Here is a 22,440-nt window from a genome sequence, read left to right on the forward strand (position 1 = left end):
GCTCTTCCTTCCAAGCTGGGCTGGACCGAGCGCCGGGGCGGGCGGCACCGTTGCCGCCAGACCTGTCGACCGGGCCGTCCTGGACGGGCCCGACCACCGCGCCGGTTTCGTGTCGAATTTGCGGTCGCGGTCGCCGCGCCCGCCGACATGCGAAGGGCGGCACCGGGGCCGCCCTTCCCTCTCGTCAAACCGTCCGCGCCGCTCCGCCGGCGAGGCCCGTCAAGCGTTGCCCGACATCGACGCCACCTCGGCGGCGAAGTCCGGCTCTTCGGGCTTCTCGATGCCCTCGCCCAGCGCGAAGCGGGCGAAGCCCTTCAGAGCCACGGGGGCGCCGACGGTCTTCTCGGCTTCCTTGACGGCCTGGGCGACCGTCTTCGAACCGTCGTGGATGTAGCTCTGGTCGAGGAGGCTGACCTCCTTGAAGTAGGACTTCAGGCCGCTGTCGACGATCTTCTCGAGGATGTGGGCCGGCTTGCCGGCGTTCTTGTCGGCCAGCACGGCCTTCTCGCGCTCGACCACGGCGGGGTCGATCGACGACGAATCGAGGCCCAGCGGGCTCGTCGCCGCGACATGCATGGCGATCTGGCGCCCGAGCGCCTGGAGCTCCTCGGCCTTGCCGGTGGATTCCAGCGCGACGATCACGCCGATCTTGCCCAGGCCATCGCCGGCCGAGCCATGCACGTACTGGCCGATCACGCCCTGCCCGACGGCGAGGGTCGCCACGCGGCGCAGCGTCATGTTCTCGCCGATGGTCGCGATGGCGTTGGAGATCGCTTCCTGCACGGTGCCGCCCTTCGGGGCCGCGTCGGCCAGGATGGCGTCGACGTCGCCGCCATTCTTCAGCGCCACGGCCGCGACGTCGCGGGCGAGCGCCTGGAAGTCGGCGTTGCGGGCCACGAAGTCTGTCTCGGAGTTCACCTCGACGACCACGCCCCTGGTGCCCTCGACCAGGACGGCGACGAGGCCCTCGGCGGCGACCCGGCCGGACTTCTTGGCCGCCTTGGTGATGCCCTTCTTGCGCAGCCAGTCCACGGCGGCTTCGACGTCGCCCGACGTCTCGTTGAGGGCGTTCTTGCAGTCCATCATGCCGGCGCCGGTCTTCTCGCGAAGATCCTTCACCATCGCGGCCGAAATCGTGGCCATGCGTTCACCTTTCGAAGTTCGAGTCGTGCGGCGGATGAGGGCACCCAAGGAAACGACCGCTTCATGACAGGGACCGCCTTTGGGGCGATCCGTGGCACGAAACGGCCGTTCAGTGGAGGCCTGCGCGGACGAGGCCCGAAGCCCGCACCGCGCATCGCCGCCGGCCGCCGCCCCGAGGGCGCGGCCGGAGGACGTGTCGGGATGCGCCGATCAGGCGCCGGCGACGAGCTCGCGGGCCTGGATGATCCAGCCTTCGCGGTCGAGGCGGCCGTTCAGCTTCAGGTCGCGGTCGATCGTGGCGGCGTCTTCCGGCGTCATGGCGGCGAGCTGCCAGAAGTGGAAGATGCCGGCGTCGTTCAGCTTCTGGGCCAGCTGCGGGGAGCCGCCGTTCAGCTTGGACATGTCGTCGGGCGCGCCGCGGGGGGCGGACAGCAGCTCGAAGGCTTCGGCGGGAGCCTCGGCCTCGAGCGGGGCGGTCGGCGCGGCCTCGAGAGCCTCCTCCTCGGCCGGCTGCTCGATCTCGCCGAGGTCGACGCCCAGCGAGCCCTGCGAGCGCGAGATGCCGTCGATGGCGGCGCGGGCCACGAGGTCGCAATACAGCAGGATGGCGCGGGACGCGTCGTCGTTGCCCGGGATCGGATAGGTGATCCCGTCCGGGTCGCAGTTCGTGTCGACGATGGCCGCCACCGGGATGCCGAGGCGCTTGGCCTCCTTGATGGCCAGCTGCTCCTTGTTGGTGTCGATCACGAAGATCAGGTCGGGCACGCCGCCCATGTCCTTGATGCCGCCGAGCGCCTTCTCGAGCTTCTCGCGCTCGCGGCTCATCATAAGCCGCTCCTTCTTGGTGAGGCCGACGGCCCCGCCGTTCAGGGTCTCGTCGACCTTGCGCAGGCGCTGGATCGAGGCCGAGATGGTCTTCCAGTTGGTCAGCATGCCGCCGAGCCAGCGGGAGTTGATGAAGTACTGGGCCGAACGGGTCGCCGCGTCGGCGATCGGGTCCGCCGCCTGGCGCTTGGTGCCGACGAACAGCACGCGGCCGCCGCCCGCCACGGTGTCGGACACCGCCTGGAGGGCGCGGTGCATCAGCGGCACCGTTTGCGCAAGATCGATGATGTGGATGTTGTTGCGGGCGCCGAAGATGAAGGGGGCCATCTTCGGGTTCCAGCGGTGCGACTGGTGGCCGAAATGCGCGCCGGCTTCGAGCAGCGAGCGCATGGAATAGTCGGGCAGTGCCATGATGGATCTTCTCCGGTTGAACCTCCGCGGACAATCGACCGGCGCGGCCTCGGCGATCCTGGGGATCGCACGGGCCTCGTCGGTCACCGGTGCGGGCCTTGAACAGGTCCGCTTCAGTCCGCGTGTGGGGTGGCGCGGCTTATAGGCGCCGCGATCCGCCGGGGCAAGTGGCCTTGCGACAGGGCTGTGACAAGGCCGGGGCGGATCCGCGCGGAAAAGGCGGAACGCTGTTAACCGGCGCTCCATCCCATTAACTGTAAAGCGGGAACGGTCCGGACGCCGGAAACGGCGGCCGGCGGGGATGCGGGACAGGGGCGGCCCATGAGCAATGTCGAGACCATCGCGCGCTGGGCCGCCGTGCTGACGCCGGAGCCCGCCGAGTTCCGCATGCCGCCCCACAACGTGGAAGCCGAGCAGGCCCTGCTCGGCGCCATCCTGGTCAACAACGACGCCTACGACCGCGTGTCGGACTTCCTGCGGCCCGAACATTTCGCCGAGGAGATCCACCGCCGCATCTTCGAGGTGACGTCCTCGCTGGTGAAGAGCGGCAAGATCGCGACGCCCATCACGCTGAAGACCTTTCTGGGCGACCACGACCTCGGCGGCATCACGGTGCCGCATTATCTCGCGCGCCTCGCCGCCGAAGCGACGACGATCATCAATGCCGCCGACTACGGCCGCATGATCTACGACCTGTCGGTGCGGCGGAACCTGATCACGATCGGCGAGGAGATCGTCAACGTGGCCTTCGACGCGCCGGTCGACCATTCGCCGCGCGAACAGATCGAGGCGGCCGAGCGCCAGCTCTACGCCGTCGCCGAATCGGGCCGGGCCGAAGGCGGCTTCCAAACCTTCTCCATGGCGCTCACCACCGCCATCGACGTGGCCGCCAAGGCCTACGAGCGGGACGGCAAGCTGTCCGGCATCTCGACCGGCATGGTCGACCTCGACAAGTCCCTGGGCGGGCTGCAGAAGTCCGACCTCATCGTGCTGGCCGGCCGCCCCGCCATGGGCAAAACGTCGCTCGCCACCAACATCGCCTTCAACATCGCCAAGGCGTACCGCTCGGAACAGCGCCCCGACGGCACGCTGGAAACGGTGAACGGCGGCATCGTCGGGTTCTTCTCGCTCGAAATGTCGGCCGAACAGCTCGCCACCCGCATCATCGCCGAACAGTCCGAGGTCCCGTCCTACAAGATCCGCCGCGGCGACGTGACGGACGAGGACTTCCACAAGGTGACCGAGGCGGCGCGGCAGATGCAGCACTGCCCCTTCTACATCGACCAGACGGGCGGCATCTCCATCGCCCAGCTCACCGCCCGCGCCCGCCGCCTGAAGCGCCAGCGCGGGCTCGACCTCCTGGTCATCGACTACCTCCAGCTCCTGTCGGGATCGAAGTCGGGCGGGCAGGCCAACCGCGTGCAGGAGCTGACGGAGATCACCACGGGCCTGAAGGCGCTGGCGAAGGAGCTGGCCGTGCCGGTGATCGCGCTGTCGCAGCTGTCGCGCCAGGTCGAGAACCGCGAAGACAAGCGGCCGCAGCTGTCCGACCTTCGCGAATCGGGCTCGATCGAGCAGGACGCCGACGTGGTGATGTTTGTGTACCGCGAGGAATACTACCTGCAGATGAAGGAGCCGAAGGTCGGCACCGAAGAACACGTCCAATGGCAGTCGCAGATGGAGAGCGCTCACGCGAAGGCCGAGGTGATCGTCGGCAAGCAGCGCCACGGGCCGACCGGAACGGTGCCGCTGCACTTCGAGGCGTCGGTGACGCGCTTCTCCGACCTCATCCAGGCCGACCACCTGCCGGAGCAGATGTGAGCGGGTCGGCCTTCTCCGACCGCGCGGACGACGAGCGCGACGCGCAGGCGGTCCTCACCGTCGACCTCGACGCCCTCGTCGCCAACTGGCGGCACCTCGCGGCCCGCGCGGCGCCGGCCGAATGCGGCGCGGCCGTCAAGGCCGACGCCTACGGCATCGGCATCGAGGCGGCGGTGCCGGCGCTGGCGCGGGCCGGCTGCCTCACCTTCTTCGTCGCCCACGCGTCGGAAGGCCGGCGCGCCCGGGCGGCGCTCGGCGCGGCGGGGCTCGGCGCCCGCATCTTCGTGCTGAACGGCTTCCATCCCGATGCGGCGGGCTTCGACAGCTACCGGGCCCACGGGCTCGACGCCGTGCTGGGCTCGGCGGAGGAACTGCGGGCGTGGAGCGAGGCGCGCGCGGCGGCCGGGGGCGGGCGCCTGCCCGACGCGGCGCTGCACGTCGACACGGGCATGAACCGCCTCGGCTTCCCGGTCGAGGACGCGCGGTTCCTGTCCCAGGCGGAGCTCGGGTCGGCTGGGATCACGCTGGTGATGAGCCACCTCGTGTCCGCCGAGGACGCCGCTGACCCGATCAACGCCCGGCAGATCGCCGCCTTCGACCACGCGCGCGAGCGGGCGCTGAGGGCCTATCCGGCGTCGCTGGCCAACTCGTCGGGCATCTTCCTGCCGGCGCGGCCCTTCCACGACCTCGTGCGGCCGGGCTTCGCCCTTTATGGCGGCAATCCGACGCCGGGCCGGCCCAATCCCATGCTGCCGGTGGCGACGCTCCGGGCCCGCGTGCTGCAGCTCCGCTCGGTGCCGGCCGGCGCCACGGCGGGCTACAACGGCCGCTGGACGGCGGATCGGCCGTCGCGCCTCGCCACGATCGCGCTCGGCTACGCCGACGGCGTGCCGATCGGCGGCAGCGGCATCGACGGCCGGGGTGCGGAGGTCTTCGTGGACGGGACCGCCTGCCCGCTCGTCGGCCGCATCTCGATGGACCTGTCGATCGCCGACGTCACCCACCTGCCAGCGGGCGCGCTCGCGGCGGGCGACAGCGTGGAATGGCTCGGACCCCACGGGGACGTGGACGCGCTCGCGGCGCGCTGCGGCACGATCGGCTACGAGATCCTGGTCAACCTTGGGCGACGCCACCGGAGGGACTATATCGGAAACGGAACGGGAACGGCCTGACGCGCCCGTGACGGGTCCGGTCGCCACATGAGCAAATCCCGAAGCAACTTCGTGTGCCAAAGCTGCGGCGCGGTCACCAACCGCTGGCAGGGGAAGTGCGACGCCTGCGGGGCGTGGAACTCCATCCAGGAGGAGCAGGCCGCCACCGGCATCGGCGCCGGCACGGCCCGCAAGCCGCCCCCCAAGGGCCGGCAGATCGCCTTCCAAAGCCTCGCCGCCACCGGCCAGGAACCGCCGCGCACGCCGATCGGCATCGCGGAACTCGACCGCGTCACGGGCGGCGGCCTCGTGCCCGGATCCGTCATCCTGCTCGGCGGCGAGCCCGGGATCGGCAAGTCGACGCTGCTGATCCAGGCCTGCGCCAAGCTCGCCGACGCGGGCGGGCGGGTCGCCTACATCTCGGGCGAGGAGGCGACCGCGCAGGTGCGGATGCGCGCCGAGCGGCTCGGGCTGTCGGGCGCCCCGGTGCGGCTCGCCGCCGCCACCAACGTCGAGGACATCGCCGGCACGCTCGGCGCCGAGCGTTTCGACCTCGTGGTGATCGATTCGATCCAGACCATGTGGACCGAAACCATCGACGCCGCGCCCGGCACCGTCAGCCAGGTGCGCGGCGCCGCCCAGGCGCTGATCCGCTACGCCAAGAACCACGACGCCTGCGTGATCCTGGTCGGCCACGTCACCAAGGACGGGCAGATCGCCGGCCCCCGCGTGGTCGAGCACATGGTCGACGCCGTGATGTCCTTCGACGGCGACGCCGGCCACCACTTCCGCATCCTGCGCGCCATCAAGAACCGCTTCGGGCCGACGGACGAGATCGGCGTCTTCGAGATGACCGGCAAGGGCCTCAGCGAGGTGGGGAACCCGTCGGCCTTCTTCCTGTCCGGGCGAGACGCCAGCGCGGCCGGCACCTCCGTCTTCGCCGGCATGGAGGGCACGCGGCCGCTGCTCGTCGAGGTCCAGGCGCTGGTGTCGCCGACGGCGCTCGGCACGCCGCGCCGCGCCGTCGTGGGCTGGGACCAGAACCGGCTCGCCATGGTGATCGCGGTGCTGGAAACCCACGCGGGCGTCCGGCTCGGCCAATACGACGTGTACCTGAACGTCGCCGGCGGCATGAGGATCGTCGAGCCCGCCGCCGACCTCGCCGCCGCGGCCGCGCTGGTGTCGTCGATCACGGGCAAGATCCTCCCCGTGGACGCGGTGTTCTTCGGCGAGATCGGCCTGTCGGGCTCGATCCGGCCGGTGGTCCACGGCGGGGCGCGCATGAAGGAGGCGGCCAAGCTCGGCTTCGACGCCGCGGTGGCGCCGCCCGGCAGCGGCGACGAATCGGCCGGGCTCCGGGTGGAGCGCACCGACCACATCGCCGACGTCGTGGCCCGCATCGCCGCCCTGCCCGGCGGCCGCGTGGCGCAGCGCCGGGCCGAACCGGAGGAGCGCCGCGGCGACGGGCCGAAGCGGGTGACCGACGCGCGGCGCGGGCCGGCGCGCGCGCCGCGCGACACGGACTACGACGGCGAGGTCGAGGGCGCGCCCTTCTGACCGCGGTGCGCGGGCGGGCGCTTCGCCTTTGGCGAGTCGAGGCGGGTGACGCAACGGGGCCGCTTCGCTATAAGGCGCGACCGGCATCGCCGCCCCGCACCCATCCCACGACCAACAGGCACGAGGGCAGAGCCATGCCGTCCTATCTCGATCTGGCGTTGCTCGGCATCGTCGTGATCTCCGCGCTCCTGTCCATGGTGCGGGGCTTCGCCCGCGAAGTGCTGGCGATCGCGTCCTGGGGCGCCGCGGCGGTCGCCGCCTACCTGCTCTACCCGCGGGTGATGCCCTACCTCGAGCATTACATCGCCAAGGACACGGTGCGCATGATCGCCGCGATCGCGATCGTGTTCTTCACCACGCTGGTGCTGGTCTCCATCGTCACCGTGAAGCTGTCGGACGCCATCCTCGACAGCCGCATCGGAGCGCTCGACCGCACGCTCGGCTTCGCGTTCGGCGCGGCGCGCGGGTTCCTGCTCGGCGTCGTCGCCTTCCTGTTCTTCAACTGGCTCGTGCCGGCGAAATCGCAGCCCGATTGGGTGCTGAACGCCAAGGCGAAGCCGCTGCTGGTCGCCAGCGGCAACCAGATCGTGTCGCTCCTGCCGGACGACGCCGACGCGCTGATGAAGCGCTTCAAGCGCGACAAGGGGGCGACGGGCGACGAAGCCCCGGCCGACACGGATGCGCCGGCCGGCAACACCGACAAGGCCCCTGCCCCGGTGCCGCCGAGCGCCACCCGCCGCACCGAAGCGACACCGCCCGCCGTGACGCCGTCGGCCGCGACGCCGAAGACGACCGCGGCGGCCGCCCCCATGACCACGGACAAGCAGGGCTTGGACGCGATCCTGAACGGTTCGGCGCAAACCAAGGCGGCAAAGAAAAAACCGTGACATCGATTCGACGGAGTCGGCGGAACCCGCCTTAAAAACTTCTCAGGTCGGATCCATATCGACTGCGGGCCGATGTCGAAGAGCGGGCCCGCTTCCCCCCGAGCCCGGCTTCACCACGGTGGACCGGGCCTTCCGGCTTGAGGATGGACCGTTGAGCGATCTCGAAACCGAATCCCTCCGGGAAAAGTGCGGCGTGTTCGGCATTTTCGGCAACCCGGATGCCGCGGCCGTCACGGCGCTGGGCCTGCATGCCCTGCAGCACCGGGGCCAGGAAGCGGCCGGCATCGTCGCCTTCGACGGGCGGACCTTCAATTCCGAGCGGCGCCACGGCCTCGTGGGCGACCACTTCTCCTCGGAGCGGGTGATCAAGCGCCTCGCCGGCTCGGCCGCTATCGGCCATGTCCGCTACGCCACCACGGGCGAAACGGTGCTGCGCAACGTGCAGCCGCTCTTCGCCGAGCTCGACGGCGGCGGCTTCGCGGTGGCCCACAACGGCAACTTCACCAACGGCCTCACGCTGCGCCGGCAGCTCGTGCGCGACGGCGCCATCTGCCAATCGACCTCGGACACGGAGGTGATCCTCCATCTCGTGGCGCGGTCCCGCAAGCCCCGCTTCGTCGACCGTTTCATCGAGGCCCTGCGCCAGATCGAGGGCGCCTACGCCCTCGTGGCGCTGACGAACAAGAAGCTCGTCGGCGCGCGCGACCCGCTCGGCATCCGCCCGCTGGTGCTGGGCGAGTTGAACGGCCAGTACATCCTCGCCTCCGAAACCTGCGCGCTCGACATCATCGGCGCCCGCTTCGTGCGCGACATCGAGAACGGCGAGGTCGTGGTGATCTCGGAAAGCGGCATCGAAAGCCTGAAGCCCTTCCCGCCGCAGCCGGCCCGGCCCTGCATCTTCGAATACATCTACTTCGCCCGGCCCGATTCGATCGTGAACGGCCGCTCGGTCTACGATGTGCGCAAGCGCATGGGCGCCGAACTCGCGGCCGAAAGCCCGGCACAGGCCGACGTCGTCGTCCCGGTGCCGGACAGCGGCGTGCCGGCGGCGCTCGGCTATTCGCAGGCGTCGGGCATCCCCTTCGAGCTCGGCATCATCCGCAACCACTACGTCGGCCGAACCTTCATCCAGCCGAGCCAGGGCATGCGCGAGATCGGCGTCCGCATGAAGCACAGCGCCAACCGCGGCGTGATCGAGGGCAAACGCGTCGTGCTCATCGACGATTCGGTGGTGCGCGGCACGACCTCGCTGAAGATCGTCCAGATGATGCGCGACGCCGGCGCCGCCGAGGTCCATTTCCGCATCGCCTGCCCGCCGATCACCCACCCGGATTATTACGGGATCGACACGCCCGAGCGCGAGAAGCTGCTGGCCGCCCAGATGGACCTCGAAGGCATGCGAGCCTTCATGGGCGCCGATTCGCTGGCCTTCCTGTCGGTGGACGGCATCTACCGATCGATGGACCTGCCCAAGCGCGATCCCGTGCGCCCGCAGTTCACCGACCACTGCTTCACGGGCGACTACCCGACGCGCCTGACGGACGTGCTGGCGGAATCGACCCCGAAGCAATGGGCGCTGCTCGCCGAAGCGAGCTGAGCACGGGTCACGGGCTGCCCGCCCCGGCGAGCGGCTCGACCTCGTGGAACCGGGCATAGTCGAGCACCGTCGACCCGTCCGGGCGGGTCGACAGGATGTCGGCATAGCGATGGTCCCAGCGTATGTCCGTCGCGGCGTAATATTCCCGGGCCTGGACGGTCTGGCCGGACGACTCGTCGACGCCCGTGATCACGACCATGAACATGGCCTCCTCGGCGACGAGGTCCGCCGTCGAGCGCCCGTGGATCGGGCTGGCTTCGTCGCAGCGGTGCAGGATGGTCCAGCTCAGGGCGAAGTTGGGGTTTTCCGACCTGAGCACCGGCAGCTCGACGTAGCGCCGGAAGCGGCTGCCTTCCCGCGTCGTCTGCTGCAGCAGCACCCACAGCCGTGCCGTGGCGGAGGACAGGATGTTGAGCCGCGCGTTCGCCACCCTGATCGCCAGCGTGCGCTCGCCCTCGTGGGGGCCGACCACGAGGGCGCGGGCGAACAGCAGCCGGGCCCGCGGGCGGGACATGCGGGCGAAGATCAGCCCCAGCATGGTGGCGGTGAAGAACAGCCCGGTGAACACCTCGGCGCTGACGAGGACGTGGCCGTAGCGGGTCTGCGGGAACATCTCGCCGTAGCCCACCGTCGTCAGCGTTTCGGCGCTGAAGTAGAACAGGTTCTCGAAATCGCCCGCGCTGTTGGCGATGGCGTTCGGGCTCAGCCGGTAGAGCGTCGCGAACGCGGCGTTGATGGCCAGGTAGGCGGTGAGCAGACCGGCCACGAAGGCGGGAAGGCGCGCCGTCATGGCGACATGGTAGACGTCGTTCCAGAAGCTCGGCTTCAAGCCCGTGGTCAGGACCTGCTGCCGGCCGATGATGACGCGGCGGAGCCGCCGCGGGCCGGCCCGCCCGCTGCCGGCCGTCCTCGGCGGCCGTCGCGCTGGTTCCCCGTTCATCGTCGCGCCCCCGATCTGCCCGCGCGCCGGCGCGGCTTGCCTGCCGGTAGCCGTTCCGGCTAGCACAGGCTATCCCTCGCCGCGCGGCGCGTCGCCCGCGGCGCTCACCGTCGAGTCCTGCACATGTCCAATGCCATGGAGGGTCGGCTGGCCCTTGTCACGGGCGCGTCGCGCGGCATCGGGCGCGCGGTCGCGCTCGAACTGGCCCGCGCGGGCGCCCACGTGGTGGCCCTGGCCCGCACCCAGGGCGCCCTGGAAGACCTCGACGACGAGATCCGGCGCGTCGGAGGCGACGCCACGCTGGTGCCCTGCGACCTGAAGGACTCCGAGGCGCTGGACCGGCTCGGCGCGGCCCTGCACGACCGCTGGGGTCATCTCGACATCCTGGTCGCCAACGCCGGCGTGCTCGGGCCCATCACGCCGATCGGCCATGTCGACCCCAAGCAGTGGGACAACGTGGTGGCGGTGAACCTCACCGCCAACTACCGCCTCGTGCGCTCGCTCGATCCGCTGCTCCGTGCGTCGGACGCCGGCCGGGTCGCCTTCGTGTCCTCGGCCGCCGGGCACCGCGCCGAGATGCGCCCCTACTGGGGCCCCTATGCCGTCACCAAGGCGGCGCTGGACGCCCTGGCGCGCACCTATGCGGCGGAAACCGCCACGACCTCGAACGTCGTCGTCACGGTGGTGAACCCCGGCCCCCTGCGCACCCGCATGCGCGCCGCCGCCATGCCGGGCGAGGACCCCGAGACGTTGAAGACGCCGGAGGACCTGGCGCCCGCGATCGTGGCCCTGTGCTCGCCCGAGTTCCGCGATTCGGGCAAGCTCTACGACTTCCCGACGGACCGGTTGATGAGCTTCCAGGGTCCGGCCTGATCGGCCTCACCCCGTCGTCAGGCACCAGTCGCCGCCGTCGAGCCACAACCTGTCGCCGCGCTTCGGCGCGCGCCGGTGGAGGGCGGTGACGTCCATGCCGCCGCCTCGCGCGAAGGCATCGGCGAGGCGCGCCTCGCCGTCGGGCTCGCGCCCGCCGATGCAGGGGAAGATCCGGGTCGGCGAAACGTGGCGCGCTTCGAAAGCGCCGCCGCGGCGGGTGACGAGGAACACCGCGCCCCGCGTGCCCGTGTCACCCCCGTGGACAGTGAGCGGCAGGACGAGGCGGCCGCCGTCCTTCAGGCGGTCGAGCCACGCGGGGGCCGGCCGCACCGCCCCGGCATTGACGAAGACGACGTCGGCGGGCGCGAAGTCGGTATCTCCACCGTCGCCGGCCAGCACCGTCGCGCCGGGATAGCCGGCGAGGTTGTCGGCGGCCCGCGCGGCGAGCCCCGGATCGACCTCGATGCCGGTGACGCACCCGTGCGGGCCGGCGAGGCACCGCATCAGTGCGGTGTAATAGCCGGTCCCCGTCCCGACGTGGACGACGTGGTCGCCCGGCCGGATTCGGGCGGCATGGATCAGCTTCGACAGGAAGGAGGGCTGGCCGTTGTTGAGCCCGCGCGCCGCGTCGATGGCGACGAGGTCGTCGGTGTAGAGGTAGACTGGGTCGGCGTCGGGCGTCTCGACGTAGTTGCCACCGAACCGCATGAGCTTCCAAGGCCCGGGGCCGAGGAACCGCTCGCGCTCCGTTTCGGCGAGGGCCCGCATCAAGGAAGCATCGGCGACCGCCGCGGCGGCGAGGACCTGCTTCGCATAGGCGCGGCGCACCACGGCGAGGTCATCGATCGTCATCCCGTCATCCCTTTCTCTGAACCGCCCGGTCATCGTCGCCAGTCCCGGTGGCCGGGGATATCGAAACGGGTGAGGCCGATATCGGCCAACTGGCGGTCGGTGAGCCGGCCCGCGTCGGGGTTCCGACCGGTTCGGAACCGGAGTGCGATGGCCGTCCGCAGGCGGGACACCCCCGCCCACGCCGCCCTGAAGGGAAACGACCGCCCGTCCGACGTCTTTCGCGGCGGGAACGGCCCGGCGGCGTCGGCCGGAACGGGTCGGGTATGATCGACGACCGTCATCGCCGCTCCTCGTCGTCGCGGTCTCGTCGGAGGGGACCGCCGCGAGGCGCGTCCGGTGCGCCTTCGTCCGGTTCCGCGGCTTCGCCGAAGGCTCGCCGGAGCGCCTGACGCAGGGATCCGGCGACGACGCGGGCGGCGCCCGGCGCATGGCTCGCGAGGATGTCCTCGTCGGTGGCGCCCAGGAGGTCGTCGGCGAGCGCATCGACGAGCCTCTCCTGTCGCCCGATCTGTTCGTGCCCCTTCATGGCGTGCCTCCGTCGCCGTCCCGGCGGAGCAGAGCCCGCCGCATGCGCCTGCGGGCCGTGTCGTAGGCCGTCGCGCTCAGGCCGTAACGGCGGCGGATCTCGGCGGGGGCGAGCCCGTCGCCCATGCCCGCGATCACCTGCAACGCCACGACGTCGCGGGCGAACAGCCGGTCGATGTCGGCCAGCGCCTGGGCGGCCGCCGTGGCGCGCTCGGGATCGACGCCGGGCGACGGATCCGCATGCAGCGCGGCGGCGGCGGCGTCGCGTGCGGGGACCAGCACGGGACGCTCCCGCCGCAGCTTCCGCCAATGGTCGTGGGCGACGCCCCGCATCGTCATGGCGAGCACCGCCACCAGCGGCACGCCGGGCGGCCGGGGCCGCGACCCGTCGAGCAGCCGCAACACGGCCTCGTTCAGGAGGTCGGCACCCTCCAGGCCGGGCAGGCCCCGCGCGCGGAGGCGCGCCAGAGCGCCGAGCCGCAGCAGGTCGGCATCGACGAGGGCGGCGACCTCGCGGGCGGGGTCGGACGCGGCGGGCGGACATCGTCGTTCTCGGGATCTTTGCGGCATGGCGCCACCGGTGAGCAGGGTCCTACCGGTCCATGCGCCCGCGGCGCGGGAGTGCGGACATCCCGCGCGAAATTTCCCCTGACGGCCCGCTCAGCCCGGGCCGGCCCTCAGCTCGACCCCGAGCGAGGCCAGCGCATCCCAGTAGCCCGGGTAGGTCTTCGCCACGCAGCCGGGATCGAGCACCGTGATGCCGCGCAGCTTGAGGCCCATCAGCGCGAAGCTCATGGCGATGCGGTGGTCCGCGTAGGTGGTGACGGCGGTCGGCAGCTCCTGCCCGGCCAGCCCCGGGTCGGAGGTCACCAGCAGGTCGTCGCCCTCCTCCCGGGCGAGGCCCGGGCGGATGCGGTCGAGCTCGGTCGACAGCGCGCGCACGCGGTCGCATTCCTTGACGCGCAGGTTGGCGATGCCGACGAAGCGCACCGGCGTCGCGTTGAAGGCCGCCAGCACCGCCAGGGTCGGCACCGCGTCCTGCATCTGCGACCCGTCGATGACGCCCGGCATGTGCGGAAAGGCGTCGATGACCGCCTTGGCGGCGGCATCGGGCTGGGTGAAGGCGTCCGCGGCGACGCCGAGGTCGATCGCGCCGCCCGTCAGCGCCTCGGCGGCCCACAGGTAGGTCGCCGCGGACGCGTCGGGTTCGACGTGGAAATCCGTGGCGCGATATCCGGTGGGCCGCACCGCCCAGGTGGCCGCATCCCGCTGCACCACCTCGGCGCCGAAGCTCCGCATCGCGCCGAGCGTCAGGTCGACGTAGCCGCGCGCCCCGATGTCCGCGCCGACGAGCGCCACTTCGACGTCGCCTTCGCCGAGCGCCGCCATCATGAGGAGGGCGGACACGTATTGCGAGGACAGGCCGGCGTCGATGGACACGCGCCCCGCGGGCACGCGACCCCGGCCGCGCACCGTCACGGGCGGGCAGCCGCTCGGGGCCCGCACGTCGAGCCCGAGCGACGCCAAGGCTTCGACGAGCGGCCGGATGGGCCGCACGCGCATGTGGGCGTCGCCGTCGACCACCACCGTGCCGTCGACGGCCGCCACCGCGGCGGTGAGGAACCGCGTCGCCGTGCCGGCATTGCCGAGCATCAGCGGGCCGGCGGGCTCGCGCAGCCGGCCGTCGCCGGTCACCACGAATGCGGTGTCGCCCGGTTCCTCGACCCGCACCCCCATGGCGCGCAGCGCTTCGGCCATCAGCCGCGTGTCGTCGCTCTTCAGAGCGCCCGTCAGCCGGCTCGTGCCCCGCGCCAGCCCGGCGAGCAGCAGCGCGCGATTGGTGATGCTCTTCGAGCCCGGGGGCGACACCCTGCCCCGCAGGGGCGTGGCGGGCGGCACCACCGTGACGGCGGGGCTCTTCAGGTCGAAACTCATCGGGAGGTCTCCGGGGACATGGCGATGCGTGATAGGGAGTGGTGCCCCTCCGGGGCAAGCGCGAGGCGGGCCGGATGACGCCGGCCGGGTTCGCCCGGGCCGTGCGCCGCAACGCCGACGTGGCGGCGCTGCTGGACCGCCTGCCCGACCTCGGGCTGCCGCAGTGCCACCTCGCCGCCGGCTGCCTGTTCCAGACCGTGTGGAACCTGCGGGCGGGGCGCTCGCCCGCGCAGGACATCCGGGATCACGACGTGTTGTACTGGGACGCCGACACGTCCTGGGCCGCGGAGGACGACGCGATCCGCCGGGCCGCGGCGCTCGGCGCCGCGCTCGGCCTCGCCCTGGAGGTCCGCAACCAGGCGCGCGTCCATCTCTGGTACGAACAGCGGTTCGGGGTGCCCTGCCCGCCGCTCGGGTCCGCCCGCGCCGGGATCGACCGCTTTCTCGTCGCCGGCACCGCCGTCGGCATCGCGGTCACCACCGGCGGCGTCTACGCGCCCTTCGGCCTCGACGACCTCGCCGCCGGCGTGTTGCGGATCAACCCGCGCCACCCGAGCCCGGCGCTGTTCCGCGCCAAGGCCGACGACTACCGGGCGCGCTGGCCGTGGCTGACGCTCGTCGACCCCGGATGAGGGGCGCCGGCGGGACGGCGCCTCACCGGTTCTTGTTCTTGTCGTAGGGATTGTCGCCCTGGCGCATGACGAGCCGGATCGGGATGCCGGGCAGGTCGAGCACGTCGCGCATCTGGTTGACGAGGTAGCGCTGGTAGGACCTCGGCAGCCCGTTCAGCTGGTTTCCGAAGAGCACGAAGGTCGGCGGACGCGCCTTGGGCTGCGTCATGTAGCGGATCTTGATGCGCCGGCCGCTGACGGCCGGCGGCGGGTTGGCGTCGAGCGCGGCCGACAGCCAGCGGTTGATGCGCGAGGTGGACAGCCGGCGGTTCCAGGTTTCCGCCACCTTGAAGGAGGCTTCGAGCAGCTTGTCGAGCCCGAAGCCGGTGCGGCCCGACACGGGCACCACCGGCACGCCCTTGATCTGAGGCAAGAGGCGCTCGGCCGATTCGCGCATCTCGCTGAGCTTGGAGCCGCGCGCCTCGATCAGGTCCCACTTGTTGACGCCGATCACGATGGCGCGGCCTTCGCGCTCCGCAAGGGCCGCGATGGTGAGGTCCTGCTTCTCGAACGGGATCGTGGCGTCGAGCAGCACGATCACCACTTCGGCGAACTGCACGGCGCGGATCGCGTCCGCGGCGGCGAGCTTCTCCACCTTGTCCTCGATGCGGGACCGCTTGCGCAGGCCCGCGGTGTCGAAGATCTTCAGGTCGCGGTCGCGCCACTTGAACTCGATGCCGATGGAGTCGCGGGTGATGCCGGGCTCGGGGCCGGTCAGCAGCCGGTCCTCGCCCAGCCACGCGTTCAGCAGCGTCGACTTGCCGGCGTTGGGGCGGCCCACGACAGCGATGCGCAGCGGCTTCGTGGGGTCGAGCTCGGTGCCGTCCTCGTCGTCGCCGAGCACCAGCGGGGCGACCTCCTCCTCGGGCAGCTCGGGAGCGGACTGGGGCAGCACGGCCGCCAGCGCGTCGTAGAGGTCGATCATGCCCTCGTTGTGCTCGGCCGAGATCGCCACCGGCGTGCCGAGGCCGAGCCCGTGGGCTTCGAGGGCGCCCGCTTCGCCCGCCCGCCCTTCCGCCTTGTTGGCCACGACGATGATGGGCTTGTCGGCCCGGCGCACGAGGCCGGCGAAGTGGCTGTCCATCGGCGTGACGCCGATGCGGCTGTCGATCACGAACAGGATCACGTCGGCGTCCGCCACCGCGACCTCGGTCTGCTGGCGCATGCGCCCGGCCAGCGTTTCTTCGGCGGCGTCGTCGAGGCCGGCGGTGTCGATGAGGGTGAAATCGGCGTCGAACAGCGTCGCCTCGCCTTCACGGCGGTCGCGGGTGACGCCGGGCTGGTCGTCGACCAGCGCGAGCTTCTTGCCCACCAGCCGGTTGAACAGCGTGGACTTGCCGACGTTGGGCCGGCCGATGATGGCGACCTTGCTCATGGCTTCTCCGCCGGCTTCGCGCCGGGCTCTCGTTTGTCGGCCGGCGGGACGCCGGGTTCGGCCTTGCCGGCCGCCGCGTCGCCCGGCGTCGCCGCGCTCGTGGCGGGCGCCGCCGCGGGCCTGCCGGCCCGGATGACGCCGAGCAGGAACCCGGCGCGCTGGCGGCTGTCGGGCGAGGCCAGGGGGTCGGCTTCGATGGCGTCGAGCCACTTGCCGGCGCCGGCATCGTCGCCGCGCTTCAACGCCGCCGCGGCCAGCATCTCGCGCGCGACGGAGCGGAACGCGGAGTTGGTGTCGGCGAGCGGCCCGAGGCGGCGGCCCAGTTCGGCGGCATCCGCCGTGTCCACCACGAGGAGCCCGGCGCGCAGGGCTGCGATGTCGCGCATCTCCTGGGGCACGGTGGCGTCGGCCGCGAGGGCATCGAAACCCTTCACGGCGCCGGGGACGTCGGTGCGGCCGAGCTCGCCCGCGGCGCGGAAGCGCGCCAGGGTGCGGTACCCGGCCGGGCCGTCCTGGGCCAGGGCGTCGAAGCCGGCGAGCGCGGCCTTCGGGTCGGCCGGGAGGGCATCGAGCGCGTCGAAGTAGCGGGCGCCGGCCGCCTCGGCCTGCTGCTGGCGGTGATATTGATACCCGCGCCAGCCGCCGGCGGCGGCCAGGACCACGACGACGAGCAGCAGCAGCGCGACCCAGTAGCGCGACAGGAATCGCCGGAACTGGTCCTGGCGGTATTCCTCGTCGACCTCGCGGATGAAATCGGACATCGTTTCTCGTGAACCTCGCGGGGCCGGGACGCGCGCGGGGCGCGCCGGTCCGTCGAACATGGGGCCGACGACAGCCCGCTCCCGCGTCCCCCTTAGCAGGTTTGAGCCGCGGGATGGCAAGAGAACCGGCGGAGCGACCCCGGACGGGCGGCGCGCCAGCGGCGCGCGGCCGCGCGACGGTTCACAGCAGCGCCAGCGCCGCCACCAGCCGCTCGCGCTCGGCTTCGAAAGCGACGAGCCGCGCCCGGTTCAGCGCGATGACGTCGGGCTTGGCCTTGGCGACGAAAGCCTCGTCGCCGAGGCGCGCCGCGATCGAGCCCGCGTCCTTGCCGTTCTTGGCGAGCTCCTTTTCGAGCCGGGCTTTCTCCTTGGCGAAGTCGACCACGTCGCCGAGCGGCAGCAGGTAGTCGGTTCCGCCGACCGCGAGGCGCACCGACCCCTCCGGCGCGTCGCCGGCGACGTCGATCCCCGACAGGTTGGCGAGGCGGCGGATGTGCGGCCCGAAGCGGTCGAGCAGCGCGCGCGCGGCGTCCGACGGCGCGGACACGAGCAGCGGCACCGGCTTGCCCGGCGCCACCTTCAGCTCGCTGCGGACGGAGCGGATGCGCGTCACGAGCGCGATCACGCCCTCGACCTGCGTCGACGCCTCGGCGCGGACCGGCAAAGCCTCGAAGTCGGGCAGCTGCGCCGCCGTGATGGCTTCGCCCGCCGCGCAGCCGTCCCACAGCGCTTCCGTGACGAAGGGCATGAACGGGTTGAGGAGCTGCAGGATGGTCTTCAAGCACCAGCCCACGACCGCGCGGGTTTCCGCTGCCGCTGCGGCGTCGCCGCCGTTCATGCTGATCTTCGAGAATTCGACGTACCAGTCGCAGAACGTGTCGCGCACGAAGGCCTGCAGGCCGGTGGCGGCATCGCTGAAACGGTAGTCGTCGAGCGCCGCCAGCGTGGCGCGCGCCACGGCGGCCAGCTCGGCCACGATCCAGGCGTCGATGGCGTTGGACGGCGCGGCCGGCAGGGGCACGGCGGCCTCGAAGCAGCGGTTGAAGGCGGCGAAGCGGGCGGCGTTCCACAGCTTGTTGGCGAAGAGCCGCGCGGGACGGACCGCGTCCGGCGACATGCGGATGTCCTGCCCGTGGCCGCACAGGGTCATCATGGTCATGCGGGTGGCGTCGGCGCCGTATTGCGCGATGAGCTCGAGGGGATCGATGACGTTGCCCTTGGTCTTCGACATCTTCTGCCCCTGCGCGTCGCGCACGAGGCCGTGGATGTAGATGTCGCGGAAGGGGGCCGGTCCCTCGAAGTGGATGCTCTGCATCATCATCCTGGCGACCCAGAAGAAGATGATGTCGAAGCCGGTGACGAGCAGGTCCTGCGGATAATAGCGGGCGAGCTCCGGCGTCTCGTCGGGCCAGCCCAGCGTCGCGAAGGGCCACAGGGCGGACGAGAACCAGGTGTCGAGGATGTCGGGGTCGCGCGTCAGCGACACCGCGCGGCCGTAATGCGCCCGGGCGGCCTCGCCGGCCTCCTCGGCGGTTTCGGCGACGAAGATTTCGCCGTCCTCGCCGTACCAGGCCGGGATCTGGTGGCCGTACCAGAGCTGGCGGCTGATGCACCAGGGTTCGATGTTGTCCATCCAGCGATGGAACACGTTGGCCCAGTTGCCGGGAACGAAGCGCGTTTCGCCCGAATGAACGGCTTTCGCCGCAGCGGCGGCGAGGCCGTCCGTCCGCATGAACCATTGGTCGGTGATGCGCGGCTCGAGGACCACCTGGGACCGGTCGCCGAAGGGCTGCGCGATCAGCTTGGGCTCGATCTTCTCGATCAGCCCCAGCGCTTCCAGCGCTTCCACGGCGCGGGCGCGCGCGTCGAAGCGGTCGAGGCCGCGAAACGGCTCCGGAACGGCGTCGTTCATGCGGCCGTCGGGCGTCATGACGTCGAGCGCCACGAGGCCGTGGCGCAGCCCCACCGCGTGGTCGTTGAAATCGTGGGCGGGGGTGATCTTCACGGCGCCGCTCCCCTGCTCGGGGTCGGCGTGCTCGTCCGCGATGATCGGGATGGCGCGGCCGGTCAGCGGCAGGGTGACGAGCTTGCCGATGAGGTCGCGGTAGCGCTCGTCGGCGGCGTTCACCGCCACGGCCTGGTCGCCGAACAGCGTTTCGGGCCGCGTCGTGGCGACCACGATGTGGCGGAGCGGGTCCTCCGCCAGCGGGTAGCGGATGTGCCACAGGTGCCCCTCGACCTCGCGCGTCTCCACCTCGAGGTCGGACACGGCGGTGCGGAACTTCGGGTCCCAGTTCACGAGGCGCGTGCCCCGGGTGATCAGCCCTTCGCGGTGCATCGCCACGAAGACGCGCATCACCGCCCTGGTGATCACCGGATCGAGCGTGAAGCGCTCGCGCGACCAGTCCGGCGTGCAGCCGAGGCGGCGGAGCTGGCTCTGGATGGCGCCGGCCGACTGGTCGCGCCACGCGTCCGCGCGGCGCAGGAAGGCTTCGCGGCCGAGCGTGAAGCGCGTTTCGCCCGTCTTGGCCAGCTCGCGCTCGACGACGAAATGGGTCGCGATGGAGGCGTGGTCGGTGCCGGGCAGCCACAGCACGTCGAAGCCGCGCTGGCGCTTGTGGCGCACCACCACGTCCTGCAGCGTCATGTCGAGGGCGTGGCCGATGTGGAGCTGCCCCGTGACGTTGGGCGGCGGCATCACGAGCGAGAACTTCGGCTTCGACGAGGACACGTCGGCCCGGCCGACGCCGGTCTCGACCCAGCGCTCGACGAGCCCGGGCTCGATCGCATCGGGGTCGAAGTGGGCGGGCAGGCTCGGCGTGTCAGCGGTCATCGTTCAGCTCCGGACCGCGGGCCGGCGGCTGGGCCCGAGCGGTCGCATGCCCGGCGAAACGCGCGGGACGACGGGGATTAGCAGATCGGGGCCTGATTCACAGCCGCAACCGCACGAGAGCGGTCGATGCCCGATGCTGCTCAGAAAGGAAGTCGTCGCGACAGTCGAACTGTCATGCACCATCGAATGCTGATGGTGCCCGAGGGCGGATTCGAACCACCGACACTGCGATTTTCAGTCGCATGCTCTACCAACTGAGCTACTCGGGCGTCTCGGAGCCCGTCAGGGCCGCGACTGAGGGGCTTATACGGAGGGGCTCCGGGCTTGTCCAGGGCCTTTTGGAGCGGACTGTGGACAAGGGCGAGCGTTCGGGCACTGGACGGCACGGGACCGCTCGCGCCAGAACGGCGGCGATGGACGAGGAACGCGCGATGGCGGAAGCCGCTCCCGAAACGCTGGACCTGCGGGGCCTGAAGTGCCCCCTGCCCGTGCTGCACGTCCGTCGGGCGCTCGGGCGACTGCCCCCGGGCGGCGTGATCCTCGTGCGCTGCACGGACCCGCTGGCGTCGCTCGACATCCCGAACCTGGTCCGGGAAACCGGGGACATGCTGGTCGGCGCGGCGCGGGACGGACGGGAATCGCAGTTCACCGTCCGCAAAACATGAGGCCACGGCGGCGCGAAACCGCCGGGCAGGATCAAATGCGGACAGCCGGCGTTGACCGTCGACAGCAACAGCGGGGCATCACAACGGTGAAACGAACAGCTTACGCGATCCTCGTCTTGGCCCTCGCAGCTCCGGCGACGGCCTTCGCCCAACAGCACGGCGGCAGCGCCGAAGATCAGCTGGCCTGCACCCCGGACGTTTACCGCCTGTGCGCGAGCAACATCCCCGACGAGGACGCCATCACGGCCTGCCTGCGGCAGAACAAGTCCCAGCTCAGCGCCGGCTGCAAGGCGGTGTTCTCCCGCCCGGACACGGCCGCGGCCCCGAAGAAGACCGACGACGACGATTGATCGACGGGACGGCCGCGGTCCCGGTCACTCGGGGTCGGGGCTGTCCCGCATGTCGTCGTCCAGCGCGACGGGCACGCGATAGCCCTCGCCGAGCCAGCGGTGCAGGTCGACGTCGGCGCAGCGCTTGGAACAGAAGGGCTTGAACTCCGGCGAGGCTGCCCGGCTGCAGATGGGGCAGCGGCGCTTCACCGCCGGCCCGCTGTTGTCGTTCGCGGCCTCATCCATGGCGTCGCCTCCCGCGCCTCATCGGTCCCCCGCCGCCCAGGCGGCGTGGACGGGATAGCCTTCGCCGGCGAGGAGCGACACCGTTTCGTAGAGCGGAAGCCCGACCACGCCGGTGTAGGATCCCACGAGCTTGACCACGAAGGTGGAAGCGAAGCCCTGAACGGCGTATCCGCCGGCCTTGCCGCTCCATTCCCCGCAATCCAGGTAGCTCTGCATTTCGACGCCGGACAGGCGCTTGAATCGCACCCGCGTTTCCACCAGCCGGTGCCGCCGGCCGCCGCGCGGCGTCAGCAGCGTGACGCCGGTGTGGACGCGATGGGCGCGGCCCGACAGCAGGCGCAGGCAGTCCTCCGCCTCGTCGCGCGTTTCGCATTTCGGCAGGATCCGACGGCCGACGCTCACGACCGTGTCGGCGGCGAGGACGTAGGCGCCGTCGCGCTCCCCGCGCGCTTCCGCGGCGTCCGATGCCGCTTCCGCCTTGCCGGCGGCGAGGCGCGCCGCGAGCACGCGCGGCAGTTCGGACCGCTCGGGCGTCTCGTCGATGTCGGCGGGCAGCAGGGCGTGGGGCTCGACGCCGACCTGCTGGAGCAGCGCCAAGCGCCGCGGCGAGGCCGAGGCGAGGATCAGGCGCGGCGGCGGTGACGGGGCGCGGTCCCGCGCGGGTCCGATCACCGGGCGGGCCTCACTTGAACCGATAGGTGATTCGGCCCTTGGTGAGGTCGTAGGGGGTCATCTCGACCAGGACGCGGTCGCCCGTCAGCACGCGGATGCGGTTCTTGCGCATCTTGCCGGCGGTGTGGGCGGTGATCTCGTGTTCGTTCTCGAGCTTCACGCGAAACATCGCGTTCGGCAGCAGTTCCGTCACCGTGCCGGGGAACTCGAGCAGTTCTTCCTTCGCCATATGATCCGATCTTTCGAGCGCCGCGGATGGTCCTCCACGATGCGTTGCGCCGCCGGAAACGGCGGCGACATGCTGCACGGCGCCGGGGGGCACCGCTGCAAGCCGGCGGACCCTAATGGAGATTGCCCGGCTTGTGAACTGA

At 71.4% G+C, this 22,440-nt stretch carries 23 protein-coding genes and 1 tRNA gene; 9 read left to right on the top strand and 15 right to left on the bottom strand.

Annotation, left to right across the window (positions count from 1 at the left end):
- Nucleotides 1-219 precede the first annotated feature (219 nt).
- Complete coding sequence (gene tsf / locus D3273_RS05500) at nucleotides 220-1,143, bottom strand: translation elongation factor Ts (RefSeq protein ID WP_129224322.1); 924 nt, start codon at nucleotides 1,141-1,143, stop codon at nucleotides 220-222.
- A 210-nt stretch (nucleotides 1,144-1,353) separates the two neighbouring features.
- Nucleotides 1,354-2,379, bottom strand: a complete 1,026-nt coding sequence (locus D3273_RS05505) for a 30S ribosomal protein S2 (protein WP_129224324.1) — start codon at nucleotides 2,377-2,379, stop codon at nucleotides 1,354-1,356.
- Between the two features lie 321 nt (nucleotides 2,380-2,700).
- On the opposite strand from D3273_RS05505, the gene D3273_RS05510 reads away from it, so the two are divergent.
- The 5 genes from D3273_RS05510 to purF all read left to right on the top strand — a co-directional run bounded on the left by D3273_RS05510 (nucleotide 2,701) and on the right by purF (nucleotide 9,392).
- Nucleotides 2,701-4,200 (top strand): replicative DNA helicase, encoded by a 1,500-nt coding sequence (locus tag D3273_RS05510; protein WP_129224326.1) that lies wholly within the window; start codon nucleotides 2,701-2,703, stop codon nucleotides 4,198-4,200.
- Nucleotides 4,197-5,372 (top strand): alanine racemase, encoded by a 1,176-nt coding sequence (gene alr, locus D3273_RS05515; RefSeq protein ID WP_129224328.1) that lies wholly within the window; start codon nucleotides 4,197-4,199, stop codon nucleotides 5,370-5,372. Before D3273_RS05510 ends, alr begins: the two co-directional genes overlap by 4 nt.
- Before the next feature lie 27 nt (nucleotides 5,373-5,399).
- Nucleotides 5,400-6,908: a DNA repair protein RadA gene (gene radA, locus D3273_RS05520; RefSeq protein ID WP_129224330.1), complete on the top strand. Its 1,509-nt coding sequence runs from the start codon at nucleotides 5,400-5,402 to the stop codon at nucleotides 6,906-6,908.
- Between the two features lie 134 nt (nucleotides 6,909-7,042).
- Nucleotides 7,043-7,795 carry a CvpA family protein gene (locus D3273_RS05525; protein WP_129224332.1) on the top strand — a complete coding sequence of 251 codons (753 nt, stop codon included), beginning with the start codon at nucleotides 7,043-7,045 and terminating at the stop codon, nucleotides 7,793-7,795.
- A 151-nt stretch (nucleotides 7,796-7,946) separates the two neighbouring features.
- The gene (gene purF / locus D3273_RS05530) at nucleotides 7,947-9,392 is read left to right on the top strand and encodes an amidophosphoribosyltransferase (RefSeq protein ID WP_245501010.1); all 1,446 of its coding nucleotides are present in this window, start codon (nucleotides 7,947-7,949) and stop codon (nucleotides 9,390-9,392) included.
- 7 nt (nucleotides 9,393-9,399) lie between these two features.
- Here the strand turns inward: purF and D3273_RS05535 are convergent, their stop codons facing one another.
- Nucleotides 9,400-10,332: an ion channel gene (locus D3273_RS05535; protein ID WP_129224351.1), complete on the bottom strand. Its 933-nt coding sequence runs from the start codon at nucleotides 10,330-10,332 to the stop codon at nucleotides 9,400-9,402.
- A gap of 123 nt (nucleotides 10,333-10,455) precedes the next feature.
- On the opposite strand from D3273_RS05535, the gene D3273_RS05540 reads away from it, so the two are divergent.
- The gene (locus D3273_RS05540) at nucleotides 10,456-11,205 is read left to right on the top strand and encodes an SDR family NAD(P)-dependent oxidoreductase (RefSeq protein WP_129224353.1); all 750 of its coding nucleotides are present in this window, start codon (nucleotides 10,456-10,458) and stop codon (nucleotides 11,203-11,205) included.
- Nucleotides 11,206-11,211: 6 nt separating this feature from the next.
- Here the strand turns inward: D3273_RS05540 and D3273_RS05545 are convergent, their stop codons facing one another.
- The 5 genes from D3273_RS05545 to D3273_RS05565 form a co-directional block, all read right to left on the bottom strand.
- On the bottom strand, nucleotides 11,212-12,057 hold the full coding sequence (locus tag D3273_RS05545) for a protein-L-isoaspartate O-methyltransferase family protein (RefSeq protein WP_165359386.1): 846 nt from the start codon (nucleotides 12,055-12,057) through the stop codon (nucleotides 11,212-11,214).
- Nucleotides 12,058-12,086: 29 nt separating this feature from the next.
- Nucleotides 12,087-12,338 carry a YjiS-like domain-containing protein gene (locus D3273_RS05550; RefSeq protein ID WP_129224357.1) on the bottom strand — a complete coding sequence of 84 codons (252 nt, stop codon included), beginning with the start codon at nucleotides 12,336-12,338 and terminating at the stop codon, nucleotides 12,087-12,089.
- Complete coding sequence (locus D3273_RS05555; RefSeq protein WP_129224359.1) at nucleotides 12,335-12,583, bottom strand: hypothetical protein; 249 nt, start codon at nucleotides 12,581-12,583, stop codon at nucleotides 12,335-12,337. Before D3273_RS05555 ends, D3273_RS05550 begins: the two co-directional genes overlap by 4 nt.
- Nucleotides 12,580-13,152 (bottom strand): RNA polymerase sigma factor, encoded by a 573-nt coding sequence (locus D3273_RS05560; RefSeq protein ID WP_245501011.1) that lies wholly within the window; start codon nucleotides 13,150-13,152, stop codon nucleotides 12,580-12,582. The genes D3273_RS05555 and D3273_RS05560 overlap by 4 nt, the downstream gene beginning before the upstream one ends.
- 90 nt (nucleotides 13,153-13,242) lie before the next feature.
- The gene (locus D3273_RS05565) at nucleotides 13,243-14,517 is read right to left on the bottom strand and encodes a 3-phosphoshikimate 1-carboxyvinyltransferase (RefSeq protein ID WP_129224361.1); all 1,275 of its coding nucleotides are present in this window, start codon (nucleotides 14,515-14,517) and stop codon (nucleotides 13,243-13,245) included.
- A 74-nt stretch (nucleotides 14,518-14,591) separates the two neighbouring features.
- Between D3273_RS05565 and D3273_RS05570 the strand changes: the two genes are divergently transcribed.
- A complete protein-coding gene (locus tag D3273_RS05570; RefSeq protein WP_129224363.1) occupies nucleotides 14,592-15,149 on the top strand; it encodes a nucleotidyltransferase family protein in 558 nt (185 codons plus the stop codon).
- Nucleotides 15,150-15,171: 22 nt separating this feature from the next.
- Here D3273_RS05570 and der read toward each other — a convergent pair whose 3' ends face one another.
- The 4 genes from der to D3273_RS05590 form a co-directional block, all read right to left on the bottom strand.
- On the bottom strand, nucleotides 15,172-16,563 hold the full coding sequence (gene der / locus D3273_RS05575) for a ribosome biogenesis GTPase Der (protein ID WP_129224365.1): 1,392 nt from the start codon (nucleotides 16,561-16,563) through the stop codon (nucleotides 15,172-15,174).
- On the bottom strand, nucleotides 16,560-17,324 hold the full coding sequence (locus tag D3273_RS05580; RefSeq protein ID WP_165359387.1) for a tetratricopeptide repeat protein: 765 nt from the start codon (nucleotides 17,322-17,324) through the stop codon (nucleotides 16,560-16,562). Before D3273_RS05580 ends, der begins: the two co-directional genes overlap by 4 nt.
- Before the next feature lie 181 nt (nucleotides 17,325-17,505).
- Complete coding sequence (locus D3273_RS05585; RefSeq protein ID WP_129224369.1) at nucleotides 17,506-20,157, bottom strand: valine--tRNA ligase; 2,652 nt, start codon at nucleotides 20,155-20,157, stop codon at nucleotides 17,506-17,508.
- 193 nt (nucleotides 20,158-20,350) lie between these two features.
- Nucleotides 20,351-20,426 (bottom strand) — tRNA-Phe (locus D3273_RS05590).
- A gap of 144 nt (nucleotides 20,427-20,570) precedes the next feature.
- Between D3273_RS05590 and D3273_RS28105 the strand changes: the two genes are divergently transcribed.
- The gene (locus D3273_RS28105) at nucleotides 20,571-20,822 is read left to right on the top strand and encodes a sulfurtransferase TusA family protein (protein ID WP_165359388.1); all 252 of its coding nucleotides are present in this window, start codon (nucleotides 20,571-20,573) and stop codon (nucleotides 20,820-20,822) included.
- Between the two features lie 116 nt (nucleotides 20,823-20,938).
- On the top strand, nucleotides 20,939-21,172 hold the full coding sequence (locus D3273_RS05600; protein ID WP_245501012.1) for a hypothetical protein: 234 nt from the start codon (nucleotides 20,939-20,941) through the stop codon (nucleotides 21,170-21,172).
- Between the two features lie 24 nt (nucleotides 21,173-21,196).
- Here D3273_RS05600 and D3273_RS05605 read toward each other — a convergent pair whose 3' ends face one another.
- From D3273_RS05605 to infA, 3 genes are read right to left on the bottom strand one after another with little or no spacing between them, the layout of a single operon-like run.
- The gene (locus tag D3273_RS05605; protein WP_129224375.1) at nucleotides 21,197-21,397 is read right to left on the bottom strand and encodes a DNA gyrase inhibitor YacG; all 201 of its coding nucleotides are present in this window, start codon (nucleotides 21,395-21,397) and stop codon (nucleotides 21,197-21,199) included.
- 18 nt (nucleotides 21,398-21,415) lie between these two features.
- Nucleotides 21,416-22,069, bottom strand: a complete 654-nt coding sequence (locus tag D3273_RS05610) for a Maf-like protein (protein ID WP_129224377.1) — start codon at nucleotides 22,067-22,069, stop codon at nucleotides 21,416-21,418.
- A 10-nt stretch (nucleotides 22,070-22,079) separates the two neighbouring features.
- Entirely contained in the window at nucleotides 22,080-22,298 is a 219-nt protein-coding gene (gene infA / locus D3273_RS05615; RefSeq protein ID WP_129218220.1) for a translation initiation factor IF-1, read from the bottom strand.
- Between the last annotated feature and the right edge of the window lie 142 nt (nucleotides 22,299-22,440).

The sequence above is a fragment of the Lichenibacterium minor genome, assembly GCF_004137685.1.
Lineage (GTDB): Bacteria > Pseudomonadota > Alphaproteobacteria > Rhizobiales > Beijerinckiaceae > Lichenihabitans > Lichenihabitans minor.

Bases quoted from the DNA above. Each gene is read 5' to 3' on its own strand.
- tsf (WP_129224322.1), bottom strand. From the start codon at position 1,143: ATGGCCACGATTTCGGCCGCGATGGTGAAGGATCTTCGCGAGAAGACC.
- D3273_RS05505 (WP_129224324.1), bottom strand. From the start codon at position 2,379: ATGGCACTGCCCGACTATTCCATGCGCTCGCTGCTCGAAGCCGGCGCG.
- D3273_RS05510 (WP_129224326.1), top strand. From the start codon at position 2,701: ATGAGCAATGTCGAGACCATCGCGCGCTGGGCCGCCGTGCTGACGCCG.
- radA (WP_129224330.1), top strand. From the start codon at position 5,400: ATGAGCAAATCCCGAAGCAACTTCGTGTGCCAAAGCTGCGGCGCGGTC.
- D3273_RS05525 (WP_129224332.1), top strand. From the start codon at position 7,043: ATGCCGTCCTATCTCGATCTGGCGTTGCTCGGCATCGTCGTGATCTCC.
- D3273_RS05535 (WP_129224351.1), bottom strand. From the start codon at position 10,332: ATGAACGGGGAACCAGCGCGACGGCCGCCGAGGACGGCCGGCAGCGGG.
- D3273_RS05540 (WP_129224353.1), top strand. From the start codon at position 10,456: ATGTCCAATGCCATGGAGGGTCGGCTGGCCCTTGTCACGGGCGCGTCG.
- D3273_RS05545 (WP_165359386.1), bottom strand. From the start codon at position 12,057: ATGACGATCGATGACCTCGCCGTGGTGCGCCGCGCCTATGCGAAGCAG.
- D3273_RS05550 (WP_129224357.1), bottom strand. From the start codon at position 12,338: ATGACGGTCGTCGATCATACCCGACCCGTTCCGGCCGACGCCGCCGGG.
- D3273_RS05555 (WP_129224359.1), bottom strand. From the start codon at position 12,583: ATGAAGGGGCACGAACAGATCGGGCGACAGGAGAGGCTCGTCGATGCG.
- D3273_RS05560 (WP_245501011.1), bottom strand. From the start codon at position 13,152: ATGCCGCAAAGATCCCGAGAACGACGATGTCCGCCCGCCGCGTCCGAC.
- D3273_RS05565 (WP_129224361.1), bottom strand. From the start codon at position 14,517: ATGAGTTTCGACCTGAAGAGCCCCGCCGTCACGGTGGTGCCGCCCGCC.
- D3273_RS05570 (WP_129224363.1), top strand. From the start codon at position 14,592: ATGACGCCGGCCGGGTTCGCCCGGGCCGTGCGCCGCAACGCCGACGTG.
- der (WP_129224365.1), bottom strand. From the start codon at position 16,563: ATGAGCAAGGTCGCCATCATCGGCCGGCCCAACGTCGGCAAGTCCACG.
- D3273_RS05580 (WP_165359387.1), bottom strand. From the start codon at position 17,324: ATGTCCGATTTCATCCGCGAGGTCGACGAGGAATACCGCCAGGACCAG.
- D3273_RS05585 (WP_129224369.1), bottom strand. From the start codon at position 20,157: ATGACCGCTGACACGCCGAGCCTGCCCGCCCACTTCGACCCCGATGCG.
- D3273_RS28105 (WP_165359388.1), top strand. From the start codon at position 20,571: ATGGACGAGGAACGCGCGATGGCGGAAGCCGCTCCCGAAACGCTGGAC.
- D3273_RS05605 (WP_129224375.1), bottom strand. From the start codon at position 21,397: ATGGATGAGGCCGCGAACGACAACAGCGGGCCGGCGGTGAAGCGCCGC.
- infA (WP_129218220.1), bottom strand. From the start codon at position 22,298: ATGGCGAAGGAAGAACTGCTCGAGTTCCCCGGCACGGTGACGGAACTG.